Annotated in this window: 13 protein-coding genes and 1 pseudogene; 9 read left to right on the top strand and 5 right to left on the bottom strand. The window is 68.8% G+C overall.

Annotated features, from left to right (window positions below):
- Window positions 1-87: 87 nt before the first annotated feature.
- Complete coding sequence (locus tag OG562_RS01195; RefSeq protein ID WP_266392439.1) at window positions 88-1,407, top strand: serine hydrolase; 1,320 nt, start codon at window positions 88-90, stop codon at window positions 1,405-1,407.
- 103 nt (window positions 1,408-1,510) lie between these two features.
- Window positions 1,511-3,487, top strand: coding sequence for a tannase/feruloyl esterase family alpha/beta hydrolase (locus tag OG562_RS01190; protein WP_266392436.1), 1,977 nt, complete (start codon window positions 1,511-1,513; stop codon window positions 3,485-3,487).
- A gap of 52 nt (window positions 3,488-3,539) precedes the next feature.
- On the opposite strand, the gene OG562_RS01185 is transcribed toward OG562_RS01190, so the two are convergent.
- A complete protein-coding gene (locus tag OG562_RS01185) occupies window positions 3,540-4,166 on the bottom strand; it encodes a TetR/AcrR family transcriptional regulator (RefSeq protein WP_266392434.1) in 627 nt (208 codons plus the stop codon).
- 196 nt (window positions 4,167-4,362) lie between these two features.
- Between OG562_RS01185 and OG562_RS01180 the strand changes: the two genes are divergently transcribed.
- The 4 genes from OG562_RS01180 (at window position 4,363) to OG562_RS01165 (ending at window position 9,693) form a co-directional block, all read left to right on the top strand.
- On the top strand, window positions 4,363-6,381 hold the full coding sequence (locus tag OG562_RS01180) for a hypothetical protein (RefSeq protein ID WP_266392432.1): 2,019 nt from the start codon (window positions 4,363-4,365) through the stop codon (window positions 6,379-6,381).
- Between the two features lie 126 nt (window positions 6,382-6,507).
- Entirely contained in the window at window positions 6,508-7,833 is a 1,326-nt protein-coding gene (locus OG562_RS01175) for an ABC transporter substrate-binding protein (RefSeq protein ID WP_266392430.1), read from the top strand.
- 175 nt (window positions 7,834-8,008) lie between these two features.
- Entirely contained in the window at window positions 8,009-8,785 is a 777-nt protein-coding gene (locus tag OG562_RS01170; RefSeq protein WP_266392422.1) for a carbohydrate ABC transporter permease, read from the top strand.
- On the top strand, window positions 8,785-9,693 hold the full coding sequence (locus OG562_RS01165) for a carbohydrate ABC transporter permease (RefSeq protein WP_266392419.1): 909 nt from the start codon (window positions 8,785-8,787) through the stop codon (window positions 9,691-9,693). The genes OG562_RS01170 and OG562_RS01165 overlap by 1 nt, the downstream gene beginning before the upstream one ends.
- A gap of 126 nt (window positions 9,694-9,819) precedes the next feature.
- On the opposite strand, the gene OG562_RS01160 is transcribed toward OG562_RS01165, so the two are convergent.
- Complete coding sequence (locus OG562_RS01160; RefSeq protein WP_266392416.1) at window positions 9,820-10,512, bottom strand: SDR family NAD(P)-dependent oxidoreductase; 693 nt, start codon at window positions 10,510-10,512, stop codon at window positions 9,820-9,822.
- A gap of 64 nt (window positions 10,513-10,576) precedes the next feature.
- Window positions 10,577-12,289 carry an IlvD/Edd family dehydratase gene (locus tag OG562_RS01155; RefSeq protein ID WP_266392414.1) on the bottom strand — a complete coding sequence of 571 codons (1,713 nt, stop codon included), beginning with the start codon at window positions 12,287-12,289 and terminating at the stop codon, window positions 10,577-10,579.
- A gap of 148 nt (window positions 12,290-12,437) precedes the next feature.
- On the opposite strand from OG562_RS01155, the gene OG562_RS01150 reads away from it, so the two are divergent.
- The 3 genes from OG562_RS01150 to OG562_RS01140 all read left to right on the top strand — a co-directional run bounded on the left by OG562_RS01150 (window position 12,438) and on the right by OG562_RS01140 (window position 15,174).
- A complete protein-coding gene (locus OG562_RS01150) occupies window positions 12,438-13,184 on the top strand; it encodes an IclR family transcriptional regulator (protein ID WP_266392412.1) in 747 nt (248 codons plus the stop codon).
- 97 nt (window positions 13,185-13,281) lie between these two features.
- Window positions 13,282-14,142, top strand: coding sequence for a fumarylacetoacetate hydrolase family protein (locus tag OG562_RS01145; protein WP_266392411.1), 861 nt, complete (start codon window positions 13,282-13,284; stop codon window positions 14,140-14,142).
- A gap of 9 nt (window positions 14,143-14,151) precedes the next feature.
- Complete coding sequence (locus OG562_RS01140; protein ID WP_266392409.1) at window positions 14,152-15,174, top strand: zinc-binding dehydrogenase; 1,023 nt, start codon at window positions 14,152-14,154, stop codon at window positions 15,172-15,174.
- 49 nt (window positions 15,175-15,223) lie between these two features.
- On the opposite strand, the pseudogene OG562_RS01135 reads toward OG562_RS01140, so the two are convergent.
- Together OG562_RS01135 and OG562_RS01130 are read right to left on the bottom strand one after the other, a co-directional pair.
- A pseudogene (locus OG562_RS01135) lies at window positions 15,224-15,992 on the bottom strand (SDR family NAD(P)-dependent oxidoreductase).
- On the bottom strand, window positions 15,989-17,188 hold the full coding sequence (locus OG562_RS01130) for an acyl-CoA dehydrogenase family protein (protein WP_266392407.1): 1,200 nt from the start codon (window positions 17,186-17,188) through the stop codon (window positions 15,989-15,991). Before OG562_RS01130 ends, OG562_RS01135 begins: the two are co-directional and overlap by 4 nt.
- Window positions 17,189-17,195 lie beyond the last annotated feature (7 nt).

Raw genomic sequence — 17,195 nt, 5'->3', positions numbered from 1 at the left:
GAACGGGCAACTCTCGCCCGGCTGTTGACGCGCACCCGGGCAGCCGACACTATGAAATTCAAGTTGCACTTGAGATTCAATTCGAGGGTGCCCTGCGCTGCGGACGAGCGCGACGCGGAGAGCGCCGAACAGCAGCCGCCCCGAGAACCGGCCGAGGACTGCCCCGTAGCCGAACACCGCCGGGGAGAGATCAAGGACCGCGGCCTGCACCCCCAGCCGGTCACCTACCACCAAGCGCGAGGAGCCGACATGGCAGGAGTGTCCGTACAGAGCGTTGCCGAATTGAAGGCGCGGGCGCGACGGGACGTGGACGAGGGGCTGTTGCCGGCGTGCCAGTACGCGCTGGCCAGGCACGGCGAGGTGCTCGTGCACGAGACGCTCGGCGACGCGCCGCCGGACGCGCGGTTCTCGATCTGGTCGACGACCAAGCCGGTGTTCAGCTCGCTCGTGTGGCAGTTGATGGGCGAGGGCAAGCTGGATCCCCTGGCGCCGGTCGTGGACCTGTGGCCGGAGTTCGGGGCGCACGGCAAGGACCGGGTGACACTCGAACACCTCCTGCTGTTTACCGCGGGATTCCCGGAGGCGGAGCTCGACTGCGACTCGATCTTCGACCGTGCGGCCCGGGTGCGGCAGATGGAACAGTGGAAGCCGTCCTTCGAACCGGGCACCGCCTATGGCTATCACGGGTTCAGTGCGCACTACGTGATGGCGGAGCTGGTGGAGCGCGTGACCGGCACCGACCACCGCACGGCGTTGCGGGAGCGGATCCTCGATCCTTTGGGCCTCGACCGGCTCGAACTCGGCGTTCCCGAGGACCGGCAGGGCGACCTCCAGCGCATCCTCGGCGCCGGTGAGCCCAGCACGGAGGAGGAAGTGAAGGACCTCCTTGGTGTCGACTCGCTGCCGCTCGAAATCACCGAGGCGATCACGGCGGCCGCGGGGAACGCGAGTGTGCGCCCGGACACCGCCCTGATCACGTGGCAGCGGCCCGACCTGGTCGCGTTCGGTTTCCCTGGAGCCGGGGGAGTGAGCGACGCGGCGAGCTTCGCGCTGTTCTACCAGCACCTGCTGCACGACCCCAAGCGCGTGTGGGACCCCGCGATCCGGCACGACGTCACGACCCACGTACGGAACACGTTCACCGCCGCACCGTTCGACATCATCGCGAACCGCACCCGCGGGCTTGAGCTGCAGGGCGACGACCCGACGCGCCTCCACCGGGTCGGCGGTGGAGGCGCCACACCGCGGACGTTCGGGCACAACGGGGCCGCGGGCCAGATCAGTTGGGCCGATCCGGACAGCGGCCTGTCCTTCGTCTACCTGACCAACGGGTGCGACCGGAACGACGCCCGCGTCGTACGGCGCTCCCGCGACCTGAACACGGCGGCGCTGGCCTGCGCCGCATGAGCGCACCCGTTGTCACCGTACCGATCCGGCCATCACCACTCCGTCCATGACGGATGCCTTCTTGACCGATGCCTTCACGACCGAGATTGCGAGTCACCGAGAAATGACCGACCAGGACCTGACCGCCGTAGCGGATGCGCCCCACCAGGACGACCCCGCGTTCGGTCCCGCGTTCATCGATGTCGACGAGTGGCGCGAGAGCCCGATCCCGCACCGCTACCTGCACGGTGGTTTCGAGGGCACCGAGACCCGCTTCGTGATGTACCTGCCGGGGCGCGACGCCTATCAGGGCCGGATGGTCCAGGAGCTGGCGGGCGGTGTCGGAGGTTCCGAGGTGCACCCTCCCGAGTACCTGGAGAAGCTGCTCCGCAGCGCCTTCCGGCTGGGCGCCTTCGTCGTGGCGTCGAACCAGGGCTGGATCCTGAGCCCGGAGCGGCCCGGGGTCGGCGGGCCGGGCCTCCCGGAGGACCTCACGATCCTGTCGCACCGGGCGAGCGCACAGACCGCGCGCTACGCCAAGACGGCCGCGGTGGAACTGCTGGGGGCCCGGCCGCACCACGCCTACCTCATCGGCGGCAGCGGCGGCGGCGCCCGGTCGGTGTCGGGCATGGAGCAGGTGCCCGGTCTGTGGGACGGTGCGGTCCCGATCGTCATGGTCAATCAGCACCTCGCCTGGCACTACTGGTCGGTCTGGATCCGCGCGGAAGTCGCCCTGCGGCACAAGAAGGACGCGATCGCCGCCGCCGTCGACGCGGGCGCCGACCCCTTCACGGTCCTCGACACCGACGAGCAGCGGCAGTGCCTGTCCGACCTCTACCGCGCCGGATATCCGAAGGGGGCCGAGTACCTGCTCAGCATGGCGGCGCCCGAGTGGGCGAACTGGATCCCCCTCATCGACCCCGAATACGCGGAGGACTTCTGGACTCTCCCCGGCTACGCGGGCGAAGGCAAGGAACCACTTCGCGCGACCGCCACCGTCGCCGGCCTGGTCCGCGCGTCGGACCCGGAAGCTCCCGCGCTGATGGAGCCGCTCATCGAAGGACTCCGTGAATTGCTCGCACCCGAGCACGTGGTCGGTGCGCGACTCGGCGGTGCCGAGGTCACCAGCGACCTGATCGGCTGCCGGTTCACCGTCGGCGAGCCCGGCCGTGAGGTCCTGCGCGTGTGTACGGCCGTCACCGGTGACTGCATCGGTTTCGTCGACTTCCAGGAGCGCCCGGCACCGCAGGTGGGCGACGAGATCACCCTGGACGACACCTTCGAGCAGGCCTGGTCCCACTACCACCGGCACATCGTCGACCCGGAGCGGCCGACCATGCGGCACTGGGCGAACGACGGCCGGCCGATCTGGCCGCAGCGCCCCGCCGACGCCGAGCGCCGGGCCGTGCTCTGCGCCCTTCCGACCGGCCGGTTCGAGGGCAAGATGATCGCCGTCCAGAGCGCCCTCGACCATCTGTGCCCGCCGATCTTCGCGCACGACTACGTCGAGTCGGTGCGCGCCCGATGCGGGGACGGTGACGACCGCATACGGCTGTGGATCCTCGACAACGCCATGCACGGCGATGCCTCACCCGGGCTCGGCACCGAGATCAACCTGCGGTTCATCAGGTTCCTCGGCGCTGCGCTGCAGGCGCTCGATGACCTCGTGGCATGGGTGGAGGACGATGTGAAACCGCCGGCCGACACCTCCTACGAGCTGGACGCCTGGAACAGGACGCTGCTGGCGCCGACAGCCGGGCAGCGGGGCGGAATCCAACCGCTCGTCTCCATCGAGGGACCGGTCGAGGCCAGGGCCGGCGAGGCCGTGCGATTCACGGCCGACGTCGAGGTCCCGCCCGATGCGGGCTCGGTGGTCGAGGCGGCCTGGGACTTGGACGGCACGGGCCGCTTCGAGCAGAAGGCCCAGATCAAGGAGCCGGCGTCGAACCTGACGATCGACGTGGAGCACAGCTTCACGGAAGCGGGCACCCATGTGGTCGTGCTGCGCGTGGCAAGCCATCGCCAGGGTGACACCTCGGACCCGGTCAGGGTCGTGGAGAACCTGGCGCGGCTCCAGGTGCGCGTGACGGACGAATCCTGAGCGAACCAGGCGTCCTCCCCGTACCGAGCCTGCCTGGTACCGAAGTGCCGCGCTACTCGGTGAGTGCGTCGAAGTCGAGGTTGCGGAACGCGTTGGCGACGAACAGCGCGGCCAGGTGCCCGGCCTCGTCGAGGTCGTCGCCGCGGTCGATGGCGTGCTCACAGACCTGAATGGCGACGCCGACGCAGGCGGCGGCGAGCGCTTCGGCGGTCGGCCCGAGCGCCGGGCCGTAGGGCTGCCGACGGCGCTCGATGAGGCCGGCGAGCCGTTCTGTCACCGCGCCCAGGACCTGCCCCCGAAGACTTGTGGGGTGGTCGCCGGTCCTGTCCCCACGGAAGAGCAGGTCGAAGCCCTCGGCGCGCTGTGCGGCCATGCGGAAGAGCGGCTCCATTCCCGTCCGCGCGAGTTGAGTGAGCGACAGGTCGGCCCCGTGCTCGTAGGCGTCGGCGATCCAGGCATTGAGGATGTCCGCCTCGCGTTCGATGACGCGACGGTAGATCTGCTCCTTGCTGCCGAGGCGGGCATAGAGCGTGGGCCTGGTCGTCCCTGCCCGTTGTGCGATGTCGGCGATCTGGGCAGCGCTGTAGCCGGCCGCGTGGAACACGCCACGGGCGGCGTCGAGCAGTTGGTCTTCGTCGAAGCGGCGGCCACTCGGGCCGAGCGCGGTGCGGACGGACATGAGAAGAAAGTATAGGACGACTTCTTGACGCGAAGTAAAGCTCCACCCTAGCTTTACGCGAAGTAAAGAACGCGGCACTTCTCCGCAGCACCCCACCCACCTCGACATCCACATCCACACGCACGGAGGAAAGATGTCCCATTCCCGTTCGCGCCGTCGCGCCGCCGGGACGACGTCGCGGTCGAAACATCCGTCAGTGAGCGCGAGCGTGCGCTGGCGGATCCTGCCCGCCCTGGGCGCCACCGCGTCCCTGCTCCTGACCTTGGGGGCGACGGATGCCGGCGCCAGCAGCGCCGAAGCGGGGGCTGAGCGCGCGGCCGCACCTGCGAGCAGGGAGGGCGACGTTCCGTTCGAGCCGATCGGCTTCGAGCGCATCCCGGTGCCCCCGGAGATCCGCGCGGGCAGCCCGTCCTTCGCCCCCGACGGCAAGCATCTGCTGTTCCCCGGGACACACACGGTGGACGGCAAGCCGAAGAGCGATGCGTGGATCACCGACCTGAAGGGCAAGAACCTCCGCTGCCTCACCTGCTCAACCGGGGCGGACATCCCGCGGCTCCCCTACGTATTCCCGTTCGCGGACGGCAAGCGGCTCTTCCTGGGGTTCTACGGCGTGCTCGAGTGCGCGCCCAGCATCGTGAACTGCCGCACGTCCAAGTACCTGCCGTACGACCTCTCCACGGCGAACCCTCCGGGCGGCGTGATCCCGCCGGGCGGAGCGGCGAACAGACCGCAGGCCGTCGTCCGCCAGGGCGCCTACCCGACGCTGGCGCAGGACGGAAAGAGTATCGGCTACTCGGACGTCCGCACTGACGGCCTGGAGCAGATGGTGGTCGCCAAACTCGTACGCAAGGAAGACAAGTACGTCGCCGAGGACCCCAAGGTCATCAACCCGCCCGGCCCCACTTCGGCGACCGACCGGAACATCGACGCCTGGTCGGAGAGCACCGGGCTCTACGAGCTGAAGACCTTCACCCATGGCGGAAGCCGTGTGACGTACGTGCACTCAGGAGGCACCCACTCGGAGAACCCCGAGGTCTGGGAGGTGAACCTCAAGACCGGCGTCCGCAAGCGGCTGACCAACCACCCGGACTGGGACGAGGACTTCGCCGGGGCTCCCGACGGCAAGAGCGCCATGGTGTGGAGCAACCGGACCCTCCACATGTGGGACGCGCTCGGAGGCCTGTTGCCGCACCGCGGCTTCATCGACGCGCCGATGATCGGCGCCGAAGCCGGCATGCTGATCAACACAACGAACAACATCGCCTGTGGTGGTGTCATGTGGCTCATGCCCGGGGAGGGCGACCACGGCGGTTCGGTGTCCGGTCAGCCGATCGTCGCCCCGGAGATCCACGCGCACGACACCGTCTCGGGGTGGGGCGCGTGGAGTCCTGACGGCACGAAGTTCGCGCCCACCGCGCTAAAGGAGGGAGCCGGACTCTTCTCGGGCGACGCGCCCGACTATCTGCTCGTCGCGAAGATGTCCAGCCGCAAGCCGACCAAGCCGGCACCCGTCGTCAGCTCCGAGGTCGGCGACTGGGCCCCGGCCCCGGTCGACTGGCACACTCCGTTCGGCTACGTCGGGGACGTGACTCTCGACGGTCCGGGCGGCGGCACCGTGGACGTCCAGTACAACGGCAAGCAGGGCGCGGTCTACGGCGACTTCTCCGCGACGTACAAGAACTACTCGGAGGACGGCAAGACGTTCCTCGACGGGACCAAGAAGATCGACGTCCTGGAACCCGGTATCACCAAGGTCCACGAGGTCACCAACCTCGTGATGACGGGTGAGCACACCGGATCGCTCCGCAAGGACCTCGAGATCGCCGGCGGCAACGTCACCGGGACGCCGACCTACAAGGGCTCCTCCACCGCCACCTACGACGGCAAGACCGTAACGGGACCGCCCTCGTGGCTGACGCAGAAGGGCTCCTGCCCCGAGCGACTGCCGAAGAAGCCGCAGATGAAGGCGACGGCCAAGCACCTCGGCCATGGCCGCTACGAGATCAAGGTGACCGCGAGCGTCGGCGGCATGGGCCCACACGAGGCCACTGTCGACACCCGGCCGGTGACTCACGCGCGGATCGACACCCCCGGTCAGGACGCCTACACCAACGACCGCGGCATTGCTGTCGTCACGCTCCCCGGCGGCCGCCCGGCCACGGTGAAGGTGACGGCCGGCGAGACGATCACGCCGACGAACCTGCGGGTCGGCTGAGCTGTCGGCGCGGTGGATGCGTCCGGCGGCGAGGGCGAGGACTGCCGAGGTCCTTGCCCTCACCCGTCGGACACGAACCTCATGCACGGAGACAGGCTCCGCAGCCGCACAGGAGGAGGTTGCCCGATGAAGGGCGTGACACGCAGAGGCGCAGCAGCGGGAATCCTCGGAGTTCTGGCGATGACCGCCTGCTTGAACCCCGGCGCCGGCGCAGACTCCGGACCTCCTGGGACGGGGGAGGCCACGGTCCAGGCCAAAGCGTTGACCGTCTGGACCAACAGCGCCGATCCCGAATCGATCAGAAACGTCTACGAGCGGTTCGGGGAGAAGCACGGCGTCAGGATGAACATTGTCGAGATCGCCGCGGACGGCTTCGAGAACCAGGTCCAGACGAAGTGGGCCAGCGGGGACCGGCCCGACATCCTCGAATACCACGCCACCTCCGCCTTCTGGGCCCTCAACCCGGCCCGGAACATGGTGGATCTGTCAAGCATGCCGTACGTCGCCAAGTCCGGCGACCTCTACCAGCACGTCGGGGCATACCGCGGAAGAACGTACGCCGCGGTCACCCAGAGCCCAGGGCTCTTCGGCATTTTCTACAACAAGAACGTGCTCAAGAAGGCCGGACTGCGAGCCCCGAAGACGTACGACGACCTGAGCCGCATCTGCTCGGTGCTCAAAGCGAAGGATCCTGCCGTGAACCCTCTTTGGGAAAGCGGCGGTTCACAATGGCCCACGCAGATTCTGGGCGGCATCCTGTACATGAGCTCGGCTCAGAAGCGGGATGACTGGGCACAGAAGATCATGGACAAGAAGGCCGCGTTCGACGACCGGAACGGCCCGTTCGTCGCCGGAGCCTCCGCATACGATCGGCTGCGCAAGGATGGTTGCTTCAACAAGGACGCCACCACCGCCACGTTCGAGGCGTCGGTGAGATCCGTCGCCGACGGGTCGAGCGCGATGGTCGCGCTCGGCTCCGATCTCAGCCCGTTCAACCAGGAGTTCGGCGGCGACACCGACAAGACGGACGCGACCGTCGGCTTCGCCGCGGTGTCGGCGGACGGTCCCGTCGCATCCTGGGCGCCGAATGTCTCCGGCACCTGGTACGTCCCCAAAACCGGGGACGCGAGGCGGCAGAGCACGGCACTCGCCTTCATCGAGTACGCCACCGGTGAGGGGTACCAGCAGTACATCGAGGAATCCAAGACGGCCCCGCTCCTTGCGGGCTTCGAAGAGCCGTCCGGCGTGCAGCACCTGCAACAGCAGATCACCGCCGCGTACAAGGGGAACTCGGCTCTGGCGTTCAACACCGACCTGGTGGGCTTCAGTGACCGCTTCCCCACCTACACCACCGGGATTCTCAGCGGCCAGGAGGCACCGCAGGGTGTGGGGAATAAAGCGCAGATCGCCTTCGAGCAAGGTGCCAAGGCCGCCGGTCTGCCGGGGTGGTGACGAGTCGATGCGACCGCAGACGGTAGCGAACGTGCCTCCGGCGCTCGGCGGGCTTCGCCCGGTGAGCCCCCGCTCACCGGGCAAAGCCCGCCGCGGCCGGAGTCGGTGGTGGCCGTTCGCCCTGCCGGCCTTCCTCCTGGTCTGCGCGTTCTTCCTGCTCCCGTTCCTGCTGAACGTGCGCTTCGCGTTCACCCGATGGACCGGCTATGCCGAAGACATCAGCTGGAACGGCCTCGACAACCTACGGAGCATGGCCGAGCAGGGCATCCTGGCAGGCGCGATCGAGGCCACACTCACGTACGCGGTCATCGCCATGATCGTCCAGAACGCCTTCAGCCTCACCCTGGCCCTGGCACTGCAGCGTTCCGATCGTGTCAACAGTGTCTTCCGCGCCCTGTTCTTCCTCCCGGTCCTCATCGCACCGGTCGCCGCGGGATATATCTGGTCCGCCATCGTCGCCCCGGCGGGACCGCTCAACAGGGCCATCGGCCTGGTCGTACCGGGCTTCGACTACGCCTGGTTGGGGCACGGCCTCAGCGCCTTGGCCACCACGGCCTTCATCGACGCCTGGAAGTGGAGCGGGTTGACGACGTTGGTCTACATCGCCGGACTCAACGCGATCCCACGGTCCGTCATCGAATCCGCGACGGTGGACGGCGCGAACGCCTGGCAGCGGTTCTGGCGCATCCGCCTTCGCCTCCTGGCGCCGGCCTTCACCTTCACAATCGTCGTGACACTCATCGGGGCGCTGAGCGCCTTCGACATCATCATGGCGACGACCCGCGGAGGTCCCGGCGATGCCACCACAGTGCTCAACATCGCGGTGTTCACACAGTACGGCGGGGGCTTCTTCGGAACCGCGAGTGCGTTGAGCCTGGTGGTGACCGCGTTGGTGGCAGGGATCGCCCTTCCGCTGATCGCGTTCCTGCGCAGTCGAGAGATCGAGGTGTGATGGCCGGCATCGCTACTGGCTCTCGGCCTCAGCCTCAGGCGGTGGTTCGCCGACGTCCAGCAGTCCGTGTCAGTCGGAAGGGCCTCTGGGAGACCACCCGAGCCGTGCTCCTGACGACTGTCGCTGTGGGCTGGATCGGAATCCCGCTGTGGCTCCTGCTGGTGAACTCGGTCAAGCCCCTCAGAGAGGCCAGTGTGCTCGGGCTCGGGCTGCCGAAAGCCTGGAGCCTCATCGACAACTACTCCACGGTCATCCACGAGGGCCGTTACGGCACGGCCGTCATGAACAGCGTTCTCATCGCCGTGCCGACCATCGCCTCGGCGGTACTTCTCGGTTCGCTGGCGGCATGGGCGTACGCGAGATCGCGCAGTACGACGATGAAGTTCGCCTACAACCTCACGGTGCTGTCGATCCTGCTTCCGCCAGCCGTCCTCCCGACCATCTACGAGCTGCAGTTGACCGGCCTGGACGGCACGCGGCTCGGCTACTTTCTCGTCATGACCGGGACCCGCCTGGGAACGGTCGTCTTCCTCGCCACCGGTTTCATCCGGGCGATGCCGGCCGAACTGGAGGACGCCGCGGAGGTCGACGGCGCGGGCAGACTTCAGATCTACCGGCACGTCATTCTTCCGCTGTTGCTTCCTGTGCTCTTGGTCGGATCCATGATCCTGATCATCACCGTCTGGAACGAGTTCTTCTTCGCGGCGTTCCTTCTTCAGGGCAGCGAAAGGGCAACCCTCCCGGTGGCCCTATACCAGTTCGCATCGGCGTCGCCGGACACGTCGATCGTGCGATGGAACCTGATCTTCGCGCACGTCGTGCTCACGAGCCTGCCGCTCGTCGTCGCCTACCTGTTCGTCCAGCGGCGGATCGTCTCGGGGCTTTCCGAAGGCGCGATCAAGGGATAGGGCCTGCCCTGCGGATCACGTCGTAGCGACCCCGAAGGCGCGCCAGAAGGCACCTGGATCAAGGCTCAGGCCATGCTGAGCCCGTCCAGGACCAGGCCCCCGCTACCTGACCATGGACCTCGACCGTCAATAGGTCGCCCTGCCACCGCTGATGTCATAGACGGCGCCGGTGGAGAAGCTGACGCGGTCGGAGGTGAGGAACGCGACGAGTTCGGCCACCTCCTCCGGGCGCCCGATACGTTGCATCGGAATGAGTCCGGTGATGTGTTCCAGCACGTCGGGGGCGGTGGAATCGTTCATGGGCGTGGCGATGACGGCCGGTGTGACGACGTTCACCAGGACGCCGCTGGTGGCCAGCTCCTTGCCGGCGGACTTGGTCAAGGCGATGACTGCGGCCTTGGACGCGGAGTAGGCGGACAAGTTGGGGTTGCCGTCCTTGCCCGCCATGCTGGCGAAGTTGACGACGCGGCCCCAGCCACGCTCGCGCATGCCGGGCACGAAGGCGCGCATGGTGTTCACGGTCCCGATGACGTTGACGTCGAGGACACGGCGCCACTGCTCGGGCATGGTGTCGACGAGCGGGGTGTTCGGTCCGACGATGCCGGCCGAGTTGACCAAGATGTCCACCGGCCCTATGTCGACAGCCAGTTGACGCAGCGCGGACTCGTCCGTCACGTCCACCCCGATGTCGGCCGCGGTACCGGCGAGGTCGAGGGTGGTCGTCGTGATGCCGTCGGCTCGCAGGCGTTCGGCGATGGCGGCACCGAGTCCGCCGGCGCCGCCGGTGACGAGGGCGGTCCTGGCAGGGGTCGTCATCATGCCTCTCCTGTGGGTCGTCAGGGGTGAGGAGCCGAGGGTCTGGTGGCCCGTACGGCCAGGCTCGTCAGTGGGATTCGCGGCTGACGTCGGAGCCGCTGGAGCCGATGAGGAAGTCGAGGTCGGCGCCGGTGTCGGCCTGTTGCACGTGGTCGACATAGAGGCGTTGCCAGCCGCGGCGCGGGGCGGCGAAGCCGTCGAGGGTGGCCTTGTTCGGGGTGCGGTGGGCCAGTTCGTCCTCGGATACGTCGAGGTCGATGCGGCGGGCCGCGACGTCGAGGCTGACGACGTCCCCGGTGCGGACGAGGGCGAGCGGCCCGCCGGCTGCTGCTTCGGGGGCCACGTGCAGCACCACCGTGCCGTATGCGGTGCCGCTCATCCGACCGTCGCAGACGCGCACCATGTCGCGCACGCCCTGCTCCAGCAGCTTCTTCGGCAGGGGCATGTTGGAGACCTCGGGCATGCCCGGGTAGCCCTTGGGTCCGCAGCCGCGCAGGACGAGGACGGAGTTGGCGTCGACGTCCAGGTCGGGGTCGTCGATGCGGGCGTGGAAGTCCTCGATGGAGTCGAAGACGACGGCCCGGCCTCGGTGCTTGAGCAGGTGGGGAGAGGCGGCAGCGGGTTTGATGAGGGCGCCGTCGGGGGCGAGATCCCCGCGCAGGACGGCGATGCCTCCGTGGGCGACCAGAGGCTGTTCGCTGGGGCGGATGACCTCACCGTCCCAGATGAGCGCGTCCTCGAGGTAGTTGACGAGGGGCTGTCCGGTGACGGTGAGGGCCTCGGGGTCGAGCAGGTCGCGGATCTCGCGCAGGACGGCGAGGAGCCCACCGGCGCGGTGGAAGTCCTCCATGAGGAAGCGGCCGGCGGGCTGCAGATCGACGAGTACCGGGACGCGCGAGCCGATGCGGTCGAAGTCGTCGAGGACGAGATCGATGCCGAGGCGGCCTGCGATGGCGAGAAGGTGGACGACCGCGTTGGTCGAACCGCCGACGGCGGCCAGCGCCACGATCGCGTTGTGGAAGGACGCCCTGGTCAGGAAGGTTGCGGGGCGGCGGTCGGCGCCGACCATCTCGACGGCGAGGCGCCCGGTGCCATGTGCGGCTTGCAGCAGGCGGCTGTCGGGCGCGGGGGTTCCGGCCGTACCGGGTATCACTGTGCCGAGGGCCTCGGCGACCAGGGCCATGGTGGAGGCGGTGCCCATGGTGTTGCAGTGGCCCCGGCTGCGGATCATCGCGGACTCGGAGCGGGTGAAGTCCTCCTGGGTGAGGGTGCCGCCCCTCACCTCTTCCGACAGCTTCCACACGTCGGTGCCGCAGCCGAGCGGCCTGCCGCGGAAGGTCCCGGTGAGCATCGGGCCGCCTGGCACGACGACGGCGGGCAGGTCCACCGAGGCGGCGGCCATCAGCAGCGATGGGATCGTCTTGTCGCAGCCGCCCAACAGGACGACGCCGTCGATGGGGTTGGCCCGGAGCATCTCCTCGGTGGCCATCGCGGCCATGTTGCGCCAGAGCATGGCGGTCGGCCGCACGTTGGTCTCGCCGAGCGACACCACGGGCAGGTCCAGCGGGATGCCGCCCGCCTCGTACACACCATTGCGGACGGAGGCCGCGACCTCGTTCAGGTGCGCGTTGCAAGGGGTCAGATCCGAGGCCGTGTTGGCGATGGCGATCTGCGGCCGGTCGGCGAAGGCGTCATCCGGTACGCCCCGGCGCATCCAGGCCCGGTGGATGTAGGCGTTGCGGTCCTGGCCCGCGTACCACTGTGAGCTTCGAAGCTTCACCCGCGAATCTTTCCAATAGTCGGTACGGCGGTCTAATATTTGGAACGTCATGGATAATACGCAGACGTTCGACGGACCGAAAGCCCCCGGCGACAAGAAGGGTGTGCCCCCGACACCCCGTTCAACTGAGCGCGAGGACCAGGGACTTGTGGGATCCGATCGGGTGCTCGCCGTCCTCAAGGAACTCGCGCGCCACCCGGACGGCGCGGGCTTGGACGAGCTGACGCGCGTGATCGCCAGCCCCAAGCCGACCGTGCACCGCGCCCTGCAGTCTCTGCGCCGAGCGGGTCTCGCCGACCAGGACGCCCGGGGGCACTACCTGCTCGGGGACGAGTTCCTGCGCATGGCCTTCGTTCACCATGAGGCGCGCCCTGAGCATGTCCGCGTACGGCCCGTCTTGGAGGCACTGGCCGAGCGGTTCAACGAGACCGCGCACTACGCGGTGCTCGACGGCCAGGAGGTCGTCTACCGCGCCAAGGTCGACCCGCCAGCCGGCGCGGTCCGCCTGACCTCCACGGTCGGGGGCCGCAACCCTGCGCACGCCACCGGTGTCGGAAAGCTGCTGCTCGCACACGAGTTGAGGTCCCTCGCCGACGTCAGGGCCTGGATCGGCGACGACCTTCTGGAGCGACGCACCCCGCGGACGCGCTGTACGGCCACCGAACTGCACCGGGAGTTCGAGACCACCCGGGAGCGGGGTTACGCCCTGGACGACCAGGAGAACGAACCTGGTGTCAACTGCCTGGCGCTGCCCGTGTACGCGACCTCGGCGACGGCCCCGTCCGGAGCGGTGAGCATCAGCGCGCTGACCTATCGCACGCCGCTGAACGCGCTGGTCGGCGCGTACGACGAAGTCCGCGGGCTGCTCGGCCCGTTGGGAGAACCGCTCCGCTGAACGACAGCCCTCACGGCCCCGACCGGCGAGCCCCACCGTCGGCCGTTTTGGCCCGCTCCGCTCCTGAACTGCCCACCCGAATCTGGAGATTGAGCCCGTGTACCTCATGCGCATCGGTGCCGTCGGCACCGAGAGGCCCGTTGCCCGCGTGGACGACAACACATACGTAGACCTGTCCGACGTCGTCATCGACTTCGGCGAGACGTTCTTCGGGACCGGCGGGCTCGACCGGGTACGTCCTGTAGTGGCCGAGCGCGCAGCGGCGGGCCAGGTGTTTCGCCTCACCGGGGAGCGCATCGGCGCCCCCATCGCGCGACCGCACCAGATTCTCTGCATCGGCCTCAACTACCGCGACCACGCGGCTGAATCCGGGATGGCGGTGCCGGACGAACCGATACTGTTCACCAAGTCGCCCAACACCCTCGTCGGTCCCAACGACGATGTGCGCATCCCGCGCGGCTCCACCAAGCCCGACTGGGAGGTGGAGCTCGGTATTGTCATCGGCCGGCGCACCAGTTACCTCGGCTCAATGGAAGAGGCGCGCGACGCCATCGCCGGGTACGTCGTCGTCAACGACGTCAGTGAGCGTGCCTTCCAGTTGGAACGCGGTGGGCAGTGGGCCAAGGGCAAGTCCGCCGAGACCTTCAACCCCGCCGGGCCTTGGCTGGCGACCGCCGATGAGATCGACGACGTCCTCGCGCTCGACATGTGGCTGGACGTCAACAGGGTGCGCCGCCAGAACGGCAACACGAAAACGATGATCTTCGAACCGTACTTCATCGTGCATTACCTGAGCCAGTTCATGGTCCTGGAGCCCGGCGACCTCATCAACACAGGCACTCCGCCCGGCGTCGGCATGGGCTTCGACCCGCCGCTGTGGCTCAAGCCCGGTGACGTGATGGAGCTGGGCATCAGCGGCCTCGGCGCACAGTGCCAGCGCGTCGTCGGGCCCCGGTGAGCGCGCGCCATGCGGGCATTCGTCGTCACTGCTCCTCGCACGTACGAAGTCCAGGACCTGCCGAAGCCGTCCGCGGCACCCGGCGAGGTTGTGGTCGACGTCGAACGGGTCGGGGTCTGCGGGACCGACGTCGAGCTGTTCACGGGCGACATGGCCTACCTGCACCAGGGGTTGGCCGCCTACCCGCTGCGCCTGGGCCACGAATGGTCCGGCCGCGTCGCTTCCGTCGGGCAGGGCGTCGACGCCGGCTGGCTGGGGCGGCGCGTCACGGGGGACACCATGCTGGGCTGCGGGACGTGCCGCCGCTGCGTACGCGGTCAGCAGCACGTGTGCGAGCGACGGGAGGAACTCGGCGTCCGCGGCCCCCGGCCGGGAGCACTGGCCGAGCAAGTCGCCGTACCGGCATCCTCGTTGCACGCCCTGCCTGCATCCGTCGACGCAGTGCTCGGCGCCCTGGTGGAACCCGGCGGCAACGCCCTGCGCGCGGCCCGCGCCGCGGTGCCGGACCGGAACAAACGGGTACTGGTTCTCGGTCCGGGAACCATCGGGCTGCTGGTCGCGATGTTCGCGCGGGCCATGGGTGCCGACGTGCACCTCATGGGCGAGACACAGAGTTCCCTGGACTTCGCGGGCAGCCTCGGTTTCGAGCGGCTCTGGCGGGAGGGCACCCTCCCGGACCTTCCTTTCGACGCGGTCGTCGACGCCTCCAATGCTTCCCAACTGCCCGCTCTGGCACTGGAGTTGGTGGAGCCTGGTGGCCGCGTTGTCTACATCGGTCTGGCCCGCGAACCGAGCGGGATCGATACCCGCACGCTCGCGCTCAAGGACGTCACCGCGGTCGGTGTGCTCTCGGCGTCTCCCGCCCTCGACGCGACCGTCACCGCGTATGCGGACGGGCTCGTGAATCCCCGGCCGTTGCTGGGGGCGACCGTGAGCCTGGACCAGGTCGGGTCAGTACTCGCCGGTGATCGCCCCGCGGGTGGGGGAGCCGGCCCGAAGATCCATGTCGACCCGCGCCTGAGCGGGGAGTGAGAAGCGGCTGAATCGTGACAGTGACAGGTGGCGGCCGAGGGGCGGCTCGTCAGCGCGGGGCCATGCGGACGGCGCCGTCGAGCCGGATGACCTCGCCGTTGAGCATCGGGTTCGCCACGACGTGGTGGACCAGCGCCGCGAACTCGGCCGGGTCGCCGAGCCGTGCCGGGTGTGGCACCTGTCGACCCAGGGATTCCCGAGCTTCCAGCGGCAGTCCGACCATGAGCGGAGTGTCGAAGATTCCCGGCGCGATGGTGACGACCCTTATCTGATGCTGTGCCAGTTCCCCGTGCGGCCGGGAGCGTGAGCCCGACCACCCCGCCCTTCGAGGCGGCGTAGGCGGCTTGGCCGACCTGCCCGTCGTAAGCCGCGATCGACGCCGTGGCGATGAGCACGCCTCGTTCCCCAGCCACCGGCTCGGCCTCGGCGATGCGCTCGGCGGCGAGCCGGAAGACGTTGAATGTTCCTACGAGGTTGACCCGGACGACGCGCTCGAACTCCTCCAGGGGCAACGGCCCGCGGCGGGACAGCAGCTTGCCGGGGGTGGCCACGCCGGCGCAGTTCACGGCGATCCGTAGCGGTCCGAGCCCGGCGGCGGTGTCGACGGCGGCCTGTACGGTTTCGGGGTCTGTCACGTCGCAGGGGGCGTACACCACCTTGCCCAGGGAGGACAGTTCGGCGGCGACGTCCGATCCCGGGGACGTGGGGAGGTCGGCGATGACCACATGGGCTCCTGCGGTGAGCAGCTCCGTGGCGACGGCGCGGCCGAGCCCGCTGGCGCCGCCGGTGACCAGGGCGACCGATGCGTTGGGGTTCATGGGTGGACCTCCGTGGGCGCGACGGGCACGACGTGGGTGGTGGGGCCGGGGTTGCCGCGGGCGAGGTCGCGGCTGATGACCATGCGCTGGATCTGGTTGGTTCCTTCGAAGATCTGCATGACCTTGGCTTCCCGCATGTAGCGCTCCACGGGGAAGTCACTGGTGTAGCCGGTGCCCCCGAAGATCTGGACCGCCTCGGTGGTGATCCACATCGCGGCGTCGGTGGCGACGAGTTTGGCGATACTGGCCTGTCGGCCGTAGGGAAGCCCGGCGTCCTTGCGGCGTGCCGCGGCCAGCACGGTCGCCCGGGCGGACGTGACCGCCGCCTCCATATCGGCGAGCAGGAAGGCGATCGCCTGGTGATCGATGATCTTGCGGCCGAAGGTCTCCCGCTGCTGGGCGTAGGTGAGCGCGTCGTCCAGCGCGCCCTGAGCCAGTCCTACGGCCACCGCGGCGATACCGAGCCGGCCGGCGTCCAGGCCCTCGAGCGCGATCGCAAGTCCCTGGCCCTTCTCCCCGATGAGCCGGTCGTCCGGCACCCGGACGTCATCGAAGCGCATGGTCGCGGTGGCCGACCCGGTCAGGCCCATCTTGCGCTCCGGTGGATCGGCCTGGAGACCTGATACGTCAGCCGGCACGAGGAAGCAGGAGACGCCTCGCGCCCGGTCGTCGGAGGTGCGCGCCATGACCGTGTAGAAGTCCGCGTGCCCGCCGTGCGTCGTCCATGCCTTGGCACCGCGCAGCACGTACGCGTCACCGTCGCGCCGGGCCCGGCTGGTCATGGCGGCCGGATCCGAGCCCGCATGCGTCTCGGACAGACAGTAGGCCCCGAGCAGGTCGCCGGCCAGCAACTGCGGCAGCAGGCGCTCGCGTTGAGCGTCGGTGCCGTGCGTGGCCAGCGGGAAGCAGGACAGCGCGTGCACGCTCATCCCGACGGCGACGCTCGCCCAACGGGCCGCGATCTCCTCGACGACCTGCAGATACACCTCGTACGGCTGTCCACCGCCGCCGTATTCGACGGGGTACGGCAGGGCGAGGAGACCGGACCGGCCGAGCGTCCGGAACACCTCGCGAGGGAAGCGTTCCGCCGCTTCGTGCTCCGCGGCGCGGGGCGCCAGGTGACGCTCGGCGATCTCGCGTGTCAGGTCGAGCAGGTCCGCCGCCTCTTCGGTCGGCAGCAGGCGTGAGACAGGCATGGAAAGG

It is taken from the genome of Streptomyces sp. NBC_01275, from assembly GCF_026340655.1.
GTDB lineage: Bacteria > Actinomycetota > Actinomycetes > Streptomycetales > Streptomycetaceae > Streptomyces.
This window is presented reverse-complemented; position numbering and strand designations above follow the sequence as displayed.